10 protein-coding genes are annotated in these 12,320 nt (G+C 47.8%); 6 read left to right on the forward strand and 4 right to left on the reverse strand.

The features are described from left to right. Nucleotides 1–4: 4 nt before the first annotated feature. From FTU54_RS06420 to FTU54_RS06430, 3 genes are read right to left on the reverse strand one after another with little or no spacing between them, the layout of a single operon-like run. Nucleotides 5–799, reverse strand: a complete 795-nt coding sequence (locus tag FTU54_RS06420; protein ID WP_180074567.1) for an enoyl-CoA hydratase/isomerase family protein — start codon at nucleotides 797–799, stop codon at nucleotides 5–7. Nucleotides 800–811: 12 nt separating this feature from the next. Then, nucleotides 812–2,413 carry a carboxyl transferase domain-containing protein gene (locus FTU54_RS06425; protein ID WP_005177066.1) on the reverse strand — a complete coding sequence of 534 codons (1,602 nt, stop codon included), beginning with the start codon at nucleotides 2,411–2,413 and terminating at the stop codon, nucleotides 812–814. A 34-nt stretch (nucleotides 2,414–2,447) separates the two neighbouring features. Next, nucleotides 2,448–3,620, reverse strand: a complete 1,173-nt coding sequence (locus tag FTU54_RS06430; protein WP_005177068.1) for an isovaleryl-CoA dehydrogenase — start codon at nucleotides 3,618–3,620, stop codon at nucleotides 2,448–2,450. 147 nt (nucleotides 3,621–3,767) lie between these two features. Between FTU54_RS06430 and FTU54_RS06435 the strand changes: the two genes are divergently transcribed. The 5 genes from FTU54_RS06435 (at nucleotide 3,768) to FTU54_RS06455 (ending at nucleotide 8,760) form a co-directional block, all read left to right on the forward strand. Then, complete coding sequence (locus tag FTU54_RS06435) at nucleotides 3,768–4,397, forward strand: TetR/AcrR family transcriptional regulator (protein WP_104488770.1); 630 nt, start codon at nucleotides 3,768–3,770, stop codon at nucleotides 4,395–4,397. Between the two features lie 102 nt (nucleotides 4,398–4,499). After that, nucleotides 4,500–6,188, forward strand: a complete 1,689-nt coding sequence (locus FTU54_RS06440; protein WP_180074568.1) for an AMP-binding protein — start codon at nucleotides 4,500–4,502, stop codon at nucleotides 6,186–6,188. A gap of 178 nt (nucleotides 6,189–6,366) precedes the next feature. Continuing rightward, nucleotides 6,367–7,038 carry a class I SAM-dependent methyltransferase gene (locus tag FTU54_RS06445; RefSeq protein ID WP_104488772.1) on the forward strand — a complete coding sequence of 224 codons (672 nt, stop codon included), beginning with the start codon at nucleotides 6,367–6,369 and terminating at the stop codon, nucleotides 7,036–7,038. Nucleotides 7,039–7,101: 63 nt separating this feature from the next. Further along, nucleotides 7,102–7,899 carry a thioesterase family protein gene (locus FTU54_RS06450; protein WP_005177084.1) on the forward strand — a complete coding sequence of 266 codons (798 nt, stop codon included), beginning with the start codon at nucleotides 7,102–7,104 and terminating at the stop codon, nucleotides 7,897–7,899. An 84-nt stretch (nucleotides 7,900–7,983) separates the two neighbouring features. Further along, nucleotides 7,984–8,760: a Rossmann-like and DUF2520 domain-containing protein gene (locus FTU54_RS06455; RefSeq protein ID WP_180074579.1), complete on the forward strand. Its 777-nt coding sequence runs from the start codon at nucleotides 7,984–7,986 to the stop codon at nucleotides 8,758–8,760. Between the two features lie 156 nt (nucleotides 8,761–8,916). Here FTU54_RS06455 and trmB read toward each other — a convergent pair whose 3' ends face one another. Further along, a complete protein-coding gene (gene trmB / locus FTU54_RS06460; RefSeq protein WP_075166682.1) occupies nucleotides 8,917–9,633 on the reverse strand; it encodes a tRNA (guanosine(46)-N7)-methyltransferase TrmB in 717 nt (238 codons plus the stop codon). Nucleotides 9,634–9,854: 221 nt separating this feature from the next. Between trmB and FTU54_RS06465 the strand changes: the two genes are divergently transcribed. Further along, entirely contained in the window at nucleotides 9,855–12,263 is a 2,409-nt protein-coding gene (locus FTU54_RS06465; RefSeq protein WP_180074580.1) for an ExeM/NucH family extracellular endonuclease, read from the forward strand. The last annotated feature ends 57 nt before the right edge of the window (nucleotides 12,264–12,320 follow it).

A 12,320-nucleotide genomic window follows, 5' to 3' on the forward strand; every position in this document is an offset into this window, starting at 1 on the left:
GTTGTTATGCCGTGGTCTTGATCCAGGCCGGGCTTTTTTTGTTTAAAAATGCATTCAGTCCATTTTTCGCCTCATCTCCCTGGCGAACATGGGCAATATGCTGTGCGGTTTTAAGCAGCAGATCTTCAGTCAGGACCTGTTGATCGACGAGTTGAATCAGTTGTTTTGAGGCGTTCTGTGCTTCTGGTCCACCGAGTAAGAGCGCTTCAACAATCTCATCAATTTTACTGTCGAGATGTTCTGGTGCAGTTACTTCATGTGCCAGACCAATGGTTTTCGCCTGTTCAGCTGAGATTCGCTCAGCAGTCAGGAAATAGCGTGACGCCTGACGGGCACCAATCGCACGTATCACATAAGGACTAATGGTGGAAGGAGCCAATCCTAAACGTACTTCGGAGGTTGCAAACTTGGCATCGGTGCTGGCGATACAGATATCACAAGCTGAAGCCAGACCCATACCACCACCAAAAGCAATACCATGGACACGGGCAATGGTGGGTTGTTTCAAGGTAGCCAGACTTTGTAGCATTTTTGCCAGTTTTAAGGCATCGGCTTGGTTTTCTGCTTCAGAGGCTTGACCTGCTTGTTTCATCCAGTTCAGGTCTGCACCGGCAGAGAAGCTTTTGCCGCGTCCAGCTAAAATTACGACACGTACATCCTCACGCGTATTCAGATACTGAAAGCAGGCGTGTAATTCTTCAATCACTTGGGTATTGAAGGCATTATGCAGTTCCGCACGGTTAATCCACACCGTGGCCACCTGATCTTGCTGTTCGAGTTGTAAAAATTGATAATCCATTTTTGTCACCTCTTACATGCGGAACACGCCGAATTTGGTTGGCTGGATTGGGGCATTTAATGCCGCCGCCAGACTGAGCGCCAATACTTCACGTGATTGTGCTGGATCAATAACACCATCATCCCATAAACGCGCAGAAGCATAATATGGATGACCCTGACGTTCATACTGGTCACGAATAGGCTGTTTAAACTGATCTTCTTCTTCCGCTGACCAGCTGCCACCTTTGCTTTCAATCTGGTCGCGTTTCAGGGTCGAGAGTACACTCGAAGCCTGCTCACCGCCCATCACCGAAATACGCGAGTTTGGCCAGGTCCACATAAAACGTGGTGAATAGGCGCGGCCACACATGCCGTAGTTGCCGGCACCAAAAGAACCGCCAATCACCAGGGTCAGTTTTGGTACATTGGCTGTCGCGACTGCCATTACCAGTTTGGCACCATTTTTGGCAATACCTTCATTTTCATACTGACGGCCAACCATAAAGCCGGTGATGTTCTGAATAAACAGTAGGGGAATGTTGCGCTGGGTGCACAGTTCAATAAAGTGTGCGCCTTTTTGTGCCGACTCGGAAAACAGAATCCCGTTATTGGCAATAATACCAACCGGCATACCGTACAGTTTGGCAAAGCCGGTGACCAGCGTGGTCCCAAAACGTGCCTTGAACTCGTCAAAACGTGAACCATCGACAATACGGGCAATCACTTCACGCACATCAAACGGTTTACGCGCATCGGTCGGGACAATGCCGTACAGCTCGGACGCATCGAATAATGGTGCTTCGACATTTTCCGGTTGTGGATTTGGTTTTTTATTTAAATTGGCGACGATGTTGCGGGCAATGGCCAAAGCATGTTCGTCATTTTCTGCCAGATGATCGGCCACACCTGATAAACGGGTGTGCACATCTCCACCGCCCAGGTCTTCACTGCTGACCACTTCACCGGTGGCAGCTTTCACCAGTGGCGGGCCACCCAGGAAAATCGTACCCTGATTCCGCACAATAATGGTTTCATCCGACATGGCAGGGACATAAGCACCGCCGGCTGTACAGCTGCCCATCACCACGGCGATCTGGGCAATGCCCATGCTCGACATACGCGCCTGATTGTAGAAAATACGGCCGAAGTGATCACGGTCCGGGAATACTTCATCTTGCAGCGGTAAATAGGCACCGCCAGAATCGACCAGATAGATACAGGTCAGATGGTTCTGCTCGGCAATTTCCTGAGCGCGTAAATGCTTTTTCACAGTCAGCGGATAATACGTTCCGCCTTTGACTGTCGCATCATTGGCAATGATCATACAGGTCACGCCATTGACCTGACCGACACCGGCCACCACACCGGCAGCAGGCACATCATCCTGATACACCTGATAGGCAGCCAGCTGACCAATTTCAATAAAAGCCGTACCCGGATCAATCAGGTGGTCAATCCGTTCACGTGGTAATAATTTACCGCGATCCAGATGTTTCTGACGTGCAGTTTCACCGCCGCCGAGGGCAATTTTCTGGACTTTCTGTTTCAGGTCATCGACCAGGGTTTGCATCGCTGCGTGGTTGTTTTTGAACTCTTCGCTGCGAATATTGATTTTGCTCTGTAATTGATTCATGCCAACATCCTTGTCTATTCTTGTGATTTATTTTTTAGGCAGTTTCGTTAAACAGTTCGCGGCCAATCAGCATACGGCGAATTTCCGAGGTGCCTGCACCAATTTCATAGAGTTTGGCATCACGCCATAAACGTCCAGCAGAAAATTCATTGATATAACCGTTCCCACCTAGCGTCTGAATGGTTTCACCGGCCATCCAGGTGGCTTTTTCGGCTGCATATAAAATTGCGCTGGCAGCATCTTTACGCAGGCTGCGGCTATGCTCGGCTTTGTCACATTCTGCACCTACGGCATAGACCAGTGCTTTACAGGCCAGCCAGGTCGAATACATATCAGCAATTTTGCCTTGCATCAGCTGGAATTCGCCCAGTGCCTGACCAAACTGTTTACGCTCGTGGATATACGGAATCACGGTGTCTAGGCAGGCATCCATAATGCCCAGTGGGCCTGCGCTTAATACAGCACGTTCATAGTCCAGACCACTCATCAGCACTTTTACACCATTGCCGACACCGCCGAGGACGTTTTCTTTCGGTACGCGCACGTTGTCAAAGAACAGTGGATAGGTATTCGAGCCGCGCATGCCCAGTTTGTCCAGGTGCGTACCGTGGCTAAAGCCCGGCATGGTTTTTTCAATCAGGAAAGCGGTCATGCCTTTGGCGCCGGCTTGGGTATCAGTTTTGGCATAGACCACCAGCACATCTGCATCGCCACCGTTGGTGATCCACATTTTTGAACCGTTTAGCAGATAATGATCGCCCTGATCTTCAGCTTTGAGTTTCATGCTCACCACATCGGAGCCGGCATTCGGTTCTGACATGGCCAATGCGCCGACATATTCACCTGAAATCAGTTTCGGTAAATAGCGCTGTTTCTGTTCTTCGTTACCATTACGCTTAATTTGGTTCACACATAGGTTAGAATGTGCCCCGTAGGAAAGGCCAATGGATGCTGAGGCACGTGAAATTTCCTGCATGGCAATAATATGTGCCAGATAACCGAGGTTGGTGCCACCATATTCCTCACTTACAGTCAGACCGAGTAAACCCATGTCCCCAAACTTTTTCCAAAGATGAGCAGGGAATTCGTTGTCACGGTCGACCTGTTGAGCAATTGGTGCGATCTCTTTTGCACAAAATGCAGCAACTGAATCACGAAGGGCGATCAGTGTTTCATCCAAACCGAAATCCAAGCTTTGTAAATTCATTTCTTCATCCATCCTGCGGTTATATTTGTTGTTTCCAAAAAAGCATTTTTGTTGTGCTTGGTTTTTAACATACATCGAAAATTTAAAAAAGTGAACTAAAATTCACAAAATGATTTACAATTCATTTTATCTGGTTGAGAATAAGATATGAGTTATAAAAGATCATCATTGATGCAGGAACGAATGGAACAGAATCGCCTGTCGATTTTGCAGTCCGCTCGTGAACTAATTGCTCAAGGGGGCTTAAAAGAGGCGTCGATTCAGGCCATTGCGGAACGCGCCGGTGTATCTACCGGTCTGGTCTATCGATATTTCGAAAACAAAAGCCAGATTTTAATTGAAGTGTTGTCGAATGCGATTCAGCATGAGGTTGAAATTTTGAACCACATTGCCGGCTCGGATTTATCGCCAAAACAGAAATTGCAAAAATCTGTTACAACTTTTGTGAAGCGTGCCATGAACAGTCCCCAACTGGCGTATGCGCTCATGTTTGAACCGGTCGATCCGGAAATGGAACATGAACGTTTTCGCAGTAAACAGCTGATCAAGCAGAGCATTAAGGAAATTTTGGCTGAAGGAAAAGTCAATGGTGAGTTTGAGTTTGAAGATTTGAATACCGCCGCACTGGGCGTGGTTGGCTCCATGACCTTTGTGGTGATTGAACCTTTAAACCCATCTCGCAATGTGATGTTTGATCAAAACTATAAGGATTACTTTGTCAAACAGATTGCCGATTTTTGTGTGAATGCAGTACGTCGACAGGAGGGAAGTGAGTAAAAAACGATAAAAACGGCAGGGAAGACAGACAGGTAGTCGTGGTTCAAAAACAATTAGTAGAGTTGAAAATCAGAATTACAAAGAATCAAGGAGAACGATTCAATGACACAAGTACGGTTAAGCTACGCCTACGGAACGAGCAGCCAGCCTTTACTGGGCACAACGATTGGTGAAAAATTTGATCAGGCTTGCGCGCAATACGCCGAACAGGATGCGGTGGTCAGCCTGCATCAGAATGTGCGTTTGAGCTACCGGCAGTTGCAAGAGCAGGTGAATGCCTTTGCCTGCAGTTTGCTGAAACTGGGCTTTCAAAAAGGTGACCGTCTTGCAATCTGGTCGCCGAACTGCGTGGAATGGACCATTACCCAGTTTGCGGCCTTTAAAGCCGGCATTATTCTGGTGAACCTGAACCCGGCCTATAAAAGCAATGAGCTGGAATATGTACTGAATAAAGTGTCGTGTAAGGGACTGGTGATTGCCTCGCAGTTCAAGACCACCAATTATCAGGAGATTCTGACCAAAATTGCCCCGGAGCTGAACCAGGCAGCAAGCAAAGTGCTGAAAGCCGAGCGCCTGCCGCATCTGAAACATATTATTAAAATTGATGATCAGGAACATGCCGGATTACACCGCTTTCAGGATTTACTGACCCCGCCAACCAAAAAAATGCTGCAAAAACTGCAGCAGATTTCTAGTGAATTGCAGTTTGATGAAACTATTAATATCCAGTTTACATCGGGCACCACCGGGAATCCGAAAGGCACCATGCTGACCCATAACAACATTTTAAATAATGGCTATTTTGTCGGTGAAGCAATTCATCTCAGCCCGGCAGATCGGGTCTGTATTTCAGTGCCGTTATTCCACTGTTTCGGGATGGTGATGGGGAACTTGGCCTGTATCACTCATGGTTCCACCATGGTTTATCCATCAGCCGTATTTAACCCGCTGGATACTTTAAAAGCCATTCAGCAGGAAAAATGTACCGCCGCTTATGGCGTACCGACCATGTTCATTGCCATTTTAGAGCATGAACAGTTTGATGAGTTTGACCTGTCAAGCTTGCGCACCGGTATTATGGCCGGCAGTCCATGTCCGCAGGAAATCATGCAGCGCGTGATTGACCGCATGCATATGTCGGAAATTACCATCTGCTATGGCATGACTGAAACAGCACCGGTAAGTGCGCAAAGTTCAACGGAAGATTCGGTGGAACGTCGCGTCAGTACCGTAGGCCGAGTCCATCCACATCTGGAAGTCAAAATTGTCGATGAAGAGGGCAAGGTGGTACCACGTGGACAGCTCGGTGAACTCTGTGTTCGCGGTTATTCGGTAATGCTCGGCTATTGGGAAGATCAGGAAAAAACCGCAGAAGTGATTGATGCTGCACGCTGGATGCATACCGGTGATATCGCTGAAATGGACGATGAAGGCTTTGTCAAAATTAAAGGCCGGATTAAAGATGTGGTGATTCGTGGCGGTGAAAACCTGTTCCCGAAAGAAATTGAAGATTTCCTCTATACCCATCCGGCGGTTTGCGATGTACAGGTGATTGGCGTACCTGACCATAAATATGGCGAAGAACTCTGCGCCTGCATTATCTTGCATGAAAACGACCCTTGCACAGAAGAAACCATTCGCCAGTACTGCGCCGAGCATATTTCACACAATAAAGTGCCACGTTATGTGCGTTTCTTTAGCGAGTTTCCAATGACGGCATCGGGTAAGGCGCAGAAGTTTAAGCTGCGTGAATTTATGCGTGAAGAGTTAAACCTAAAAGAAATTGCTTGATTCATGCAGGCATCTAATCACATGACAGGGCGACAGGGATATCGCCGGTCATGTGATTGAATCTCGGGAAAAATCAAATCAGAGCAAAATTGCTTTGCTTTCCGCGAGCTGTCATGACTTTCCAACAAGAATGATCTTCGCAAGTCTATTCAAGAGTCAGAGGTAGAGTGAGTTAAAGATGGCCAAAAACTTTCACAGTGAAGTCATTGTCGCCGGCTATGATGATCACATCCGTAAACTGATTCCCGGCTATGAACTGGTACATCAACAGATTGATGCCATTCTAACAGCAGAATTACCGGAAACTGCGCATATTCTGGTGGTCGGGTGCGGGACAGGCTATGAGCTGACCTATTTATTGGCGCATCATCCACAGTGGCAGATTACCGCCATTGATCCCTCCCGTGCCATGCTGGAACAGGCACAAAATACGATCCGCTCAATTGCAGGTGCCGAGCGGGTGCAGTTTATTCAGGCCGATACCCAGAGTTTAGAGTCCCCTCAGCCTTTTGATGCGGCACTGGCCATTCTGGTGGCGCATTTTATTCCCATGCCGGCCAAAGCCGATTTTTTTCAGGACATCTGCCAGCGCTTAAAACCGGGTGGTGTTTTCCTCAGTTATGACCTGATGCAGCCTGAAACATTGGCTGAACAGCAAGTGCTGCAGCATGTAGCGGTGCAACAGGGCTTAACAGTGAGCCAGAGTGAAAAGATGATTGCACGTCTGGATGATGATTTTGAACTGGTTTCGGCTGAACAGACCAAAGACGTATTAACAAAAGTCGGATTTAAAAGTTGCAGGGTTTATTGTCAAATCATGAATTATTATGGTTTTTTTGCACGAAAATAAACGAGACAGGGGCTACACAGGCAGGTAGCACACAGACCAAAGAGCAAGGAAGTAGGGAAAATAATGTCGGCATATTACAGTTTTATCAGACGTGAACAGCATGCAGATGGCAGCAGCACAGCTTATTATGAATCGAATATTCATGCTCAGGGCGCGTGGAATCCGCATGAGCAGCATATGGCACCTGCCACCGGTATTCTCTGTGCAGAGCTGGAACAGTTCCAGCCACGTGCAGAAATGCGCATTGGCCGGGTCGGGCTGGATATTTTTGGTTTGATTGCCTTTGGTGAATTTTCGATTACCACCCGCATGATTCGCCCGGGAAAAACCATTGAACTGATTGAAGCGGAAATGTGTGCCAATGGCAAAACCTGTATTGTGGCGCGTGCCTGGAAAATGCTGACTTCCGACACTCGTGCCATTGCCGGTCTGGAAGATTTACCGGCAGAAAGTCCGGACTATTTACCCGAGTGGGATGGCATGCGCTGCTGGCCAGGCGGCTATATTCAAAGCATTCAGACCCGTGCCCATCTGGACCATCGTCCGGGCAAAGGCATTGTCTGGCTCAGTAATCAGCTTGAAATGATTGACGGCCAGCCGACATCGGATTTCACTCGCCTGATGGGTATGGTAGATACCGCCAATGGTGTGGTGCCACGTCAGGACCCAAATGCCGGTTGGGGCTTTCCAAACCTGGATTTGCAAATTCATCTGCACCGCTTACCGCAAGGCCAGTGGCTAGGACTGGAAGTGGTACAACAATATGGTGAAGACGGTATTGGTCTGACCAGCGGCATTCTGCATGATGTTCATGGGCCATTTGGACGCAGTGAACAGATTCTGACCTTAAGAAAGTTCTAAAACTGGCTCAAATCTATCAGGACGAATTGATTCGTCCTTTTTTTATTGGCATGCTGTGGGCGGTTCAAAATATAGATGAAACAGATGCGAATCGGGATTATTGGCGCGGGGCGGGTAGCACATCATCTGGCACGGGCATTGAGTGCACGGCACCAGATAGTACAGATTTATAGCCGCAGTTTGGATAAGGCAGCGCAGCTGGCACAGCAGGTACAGGCCAGTGCAATTCACAGCCCGGCACAGTTTGATGCGACACTGGACTTGGTGATCATTGCGGTGAGTGATCAATCCATTGCCGCAGTGATTGAGCAGGTGCATCCTCATCTGCCTGAAGTGCTGATGGTCCATACCTCCGGCAGTACTGCAATGCAGCTGTTACAGCAGGTACATGCACGTGCCGGAGTATTTTATCCGCTGCAAACCTTTAGTCTGGAACGTGAGATTGACTGGAGTCAGACCCCTGTATTTATTGAAGCGGCAGATGAAGACGATCAGGCTGTATTATTGCAGCTGGCCAATGAACTCAGTCAGCGGGTCTATGCCTATAGCTCCGAGCAGCGTCTGAGCCTGCATCTGGCCGCGGTGTTTGCTTGTAATTTCAGTAATTATTGTTATGACATAGCTCGGCAAATTGTTGATGTCCAGCAGGTCGATTTTAGTCTGCTGTATCCGTTAATACTGGAAACGGCGCAGAAGGCCACCCAGGCCGATCCTAAAACCATGCAGACCGGCCCGGCCATGCGTGGTGATCAGAATATTTTACAGATGCATCAGCAGTTATTGGCCGATGCACAGCGACCCGATTTACAGGCGGTTTATCAACTATTCAGCCAGCAGATTTTAGAACGTCATCAGTCATAACCCATTGTTGTTATTTTCGGTTTTATACTGGTTAATCGAGTCGTTGATCTGATCTTTTAAATCACTTTTGACTGGTAGATCATCTATTTTGTCTAATCTCAAGATAGGGACGTATAAAAAAAGCGCTGAGATTTCAGCGCTTTTTCAACTTTGTGATTAAGAAATTTTCTTAAAGATAAAGTCGTTAATCTTGTGACCGGCTTCAATACCGCGGCGTTCAAATTTGGTTTGTGGGCGCCATTCCGGACGTGGATAGCTGTTGCCTTTGCCTGCCAGGTTTTCTAAACGGGAACGGTTGTCCAGCACGTCCAGCATCCATTCTGCATACGGTTCCCAGTCAGTTGCTGCATGGAAAGTGCCGCCCATTTCCAGCTTTTGTTCCACCAGTTCCATACGCTCATCCACTACAAAACGGCGTTTGAAGTGACGTTTCTTCTGCCATGGGTCCGGGAAGTACAGTTGCACCGTGTTAATGCTGTTGTCTGGCATTTCACGCAGCACCTGAATTGCATCGGCATCCAGTACACGCAGGTTGCTTAAACCAGCTGTGCCTGCTTCATATACGCACTGGGCAATTCCCGGCACATGCACTTCAATACCCACAAAGTTACGCTCCGGATTGGCCTGCGCCATTAAGACCAGTGAACGGCCCATTCCAAAACCGATTTCTACCGTTAAAGGACGTTCTGGATGTTCAAAATGCTGACGTAAATCGCCAACCGGATATTCCAAAATTAGGTGACCATATTGTTCAAGCGCAGTACGTTGAGAGGTGTTGAGTGGTGAGGAACGACGCATAAACGTCACAATTTCACGGTGCTCGTTTAAGTTGTCCAGCTCGACGACTTGCTGGTCTAATTGATCATTCGACATAACTTTGGCAATCGTAAAAAATTCAAATGCGGTATTTTAAGTCCTGAGCAGTTGAAGTCAAATTTTTTCATGCATTGCGCTATTTTTTTCACGGTAGCTGTCATGAAAATGCAGAAATAGTTTCATCAAATGTTCATACATCTGTCATGTCTAAAAAATAGCCTGAATAAGCTTTAACAACTGATAAAAAAATAATGAAATTACATACTTTATGCTGGGCCATGGCACTCATGGGTTGTGGATTTTCTGCACATGCAGAGCTGATGTTCAGTCAATATGTCGATGGTACGTCGAACCGTAAGGGACTGGAGATTTATAACCCCGATACGACAGCGGCCGATTTATCTCAGTATCAAATCAAGATTTTTTCCAATGGCTCAACCACAGCCGGACTGACGGTATCTTTAGAGGGAGTGTTGCCGGCCAAAGCTGAATATCTGGTCGGGCGAAGTGAATTGGAGCTGGTGCTGGGCGATCTGGTCAAAAAAATCGCAAGTCTGAATTTTAATGGTAATGATGCGGTTGTGCTGTATAAGCATAATACACCGGTCGATCGTTTTGGTGTGCTTGGACAGACTACGAGTTGGGCAGAGGGCACCAGTTTAAGCCGCAATAAAACCACGCATAGTGTTAGCTCAGTTGATCCAACAGCGCCCTTTGATGTGAACAGTGAATGGACGGCCTGGTCTGACCGGAACGCTTTTAGCCAGTATTTGCTGCCAGAAGGAGAGCAGCCACCGCCTGTGACGGAAACGATTAGCTGTAGCAGTTCCGATACTGCCATTGCCGATTTGCACAGTGCCAGCAAGAACCAGATCTATACCGTGCGTGGGGTGATGACCGCAGATTATCGTTATAGCAATGGTTTTTCCGGTTTTTATCTGCAAACGCCAGATAGCAAAGCCAAGCCAAACCTGAATAATGCGATTTTTGTTTATATTCCGGCCAGCAGCCAGATCAAAGGTGGTCAGGTTGGGGAAGAGGTGATTTTACGCGGTCGCCTCACTAGCTATCAAAACCAGCTGCAGCTGGACCAGCTGACTCAGGATATTCAAACCTGTAATCCGCAAGCGGCAAGCTGGGTAGCACCAAAAACGGTAAATTTACCGTTTGAAAGCCTGACGGATATGCAGCAGCATGCACCGCAGCGTTATCAGGGTGCGCTGGTTAAACTGCCGCAAACTCTGACCGTCAGTGAAAACTATAATTATGGCCGTTATGGCGAGCTGGCCTTAAGCCTTGGGCGCTTATATATGCCGACCAATCTGTATCCGGCCAAATCCGACGAAGCACTCAGCCTGGCCAAGCAAAACCTGCTATCCAAAATTATTCTGGATGATGGCTATAACAACCAGAACCGGACGCCGTGGTTGCCGCTGAACTTTAATGCGCAAAATACCTTAAGAGCCGGCTATGAGCTGCAAAATGTAGAAGGGATTTTGGAATATCGTTTTAACCAGTGGCGTATTCAGCCTGTTCAGGGCAGAACCTTGCCGAATATCGTGGCAGACAAAAATGAGCGCAGCAGCGTCAGTGCCAAAAATACTGCCCAGATTCGTGCTGCGGCCTTTAATGTCCTGAACTATGACAATGGCGCTGCACAAGGCTTCCCGACCGAGCGCGGTGCAAAAACCAAAGCAGAGTTCGACAAGCAGCATCAGAAAATTGTCAGTGCCTTAAAAGCTATTGATGCCGATGTCTATGGCCTGAATGAAATTGCCAACAATGGTTATGGCCCAGACAGCGCCATTGCCTATTTAACCCAAAGTCTGGGGCCAGACTGGAAGTATGTGACACCGCCAAATGCAGATCGCTTGGGCACCGATATCATTGCCGTAGCCATGATTTATAACAGCAAACGCCTGACGCCGGTGAATGCCGCTACCGTGTTTGATGATGGTACGCAATTGAACCGTGTCACCATGGCGCAAAGTTTTAAACCTGTGGCGGGTGGCGAAAGCTTTACCGTGGTGCCACAGCATCTGAAATCCAAAGGTAGCTGTCCTGACACGGGTGTAGATGCAGATCAGGGTGATGGTCAAGGCTGCTGGAATAGCACCCGTGTGACCGCAGTACAGAAATTAATGCAATGGCTGGCGACCAATCCAACCAAAGTAACGCAGCCCAATGTCCTGATTCTGGGCGACTTAAACAGTTATGCCAAGGAAGATCCGATTTTGGCGCTGGAAAAGGCCAACTATAAAAATCTGTTTAATGATGAAAAAATCGGACAGGGCAAACAGGCTTATAGTTATGTGTTTGGTGTAGCCAGTAATACCCAGGGCTATGGCGGCGCCGGTAATTTAGACCATGCCATTGCCGATGCGCAATTGTATCCACGGGTTAAACGTGCTTTTGCATGGGCCATTAATGCCGATGAACCGACGGCGCTGGCCTATAATGAAGACTATAAAACCGCCGAGCAGATTCAGGCCTTTTATAGCCCGGATGCTTTCCGTTCATCTGACCACGACCCGATTATTATTGATCTGGATTTGGCAGATGCACCGGTAGAGCCAAAGCCATCGGAAGACTCCAAAGCGGATACCCATGGGGGGAGTACCGGTCTATGGTCATTATTGGGATTATTCGGTCTGAGTGCTGCGGCTTGGTTACGTCGCCGTAAATAAGGCGGGTATTGATCTGCCATAAAAAACGCCTGATTATCAGGCGTTTTTTTATGTGGT

It is taken from the genome of Acinetobacter sp. YH12116, assembly GCF_013418895.1.
GTDB classification, from domain to species: domain Bacteria; phylum Pseudomonadota; class Gammaproteobacteria; order Pseudomonadales; family Moraxellaceae; genus Acinetobacter; species Acinetobacter indicus.

What these genes read in the sequence shown, in the direction of transcription:
- FTU54_RS06440 (WP_180074568.1), top strand. Translation starts at nt 4,500, where the DNA reads ATGACACAAGTACGGTTAAGCTACGCCTACGGAACGAGCAGCCAGCCT.
- FTU54_RS06450 (WP_005177084.1), top strand. Translation starts at nt 7,102, where the DNA reads ATGTCGGCATATTACAGTTTTATCAGACGTGAACAGCATGCAGATGGC.
- FTU54_RS06425 (WP_005177066.1), bottom strand. Translation starts at nt 2,413, where the DNA reads ATGAATCAATTACAGAGCAAAATCAATATTCGCAGCGAAGAGTTCAAA.
- FTU54_RS06430 (WP_005177068.1), bottom strand. Translation starts at nt 3,620, where the DNA reads ATGAATTTACAAAGCTTGGATTTCGGTTTGGATGAAACACTGATCGCC.
- FTU54_RS06465 (WP_180074580.1), top strand. Translation starts at nt 9,855, where the DNA reads ATGGCACTCATGGGTTGTGGATTTTCTGCACATGCAGAGCTGATGTTC.
- FTU54_RS06420 (WP_180074567.1), bottom strand. Translation starts at nt 799, where the DNA reads ATGGATTATCAATTTTTACAACTCGAACAGCAAGATCAGGTGGCCACG.
- FTU54_RS06435 (WP_104488770.1), top strand. Translation starts at nt 3,768, where the DNA reads ATGAGTTATAAAAGATCATCATTGATGCAGGAACGAATGGAACAGAAT.
- FTU54_RS06455 (WP_180074579.1), top strand. Translation starts at nt 7,984, where the DNA reads ATGCGAATCGGGATTATTGGCGCGGGGCGGGTAGCACATCATCTGGCA.
- FTU54_RS06445 (WP_104488772.1), top strand. Translation starts at nt 6,367, where the DNA reads ATGGCCAAAAACTTTCACAGTGAAGTCATTGTCGCCGGCTATGATGAT.
- trmB (WP_075166682.1), bottom strand. Translation starts at nt 9,633, where the DNA reads ATGTCGAATGATCAATTAGACCAGCAAGTCGTCGAGCTGGACAACTTA.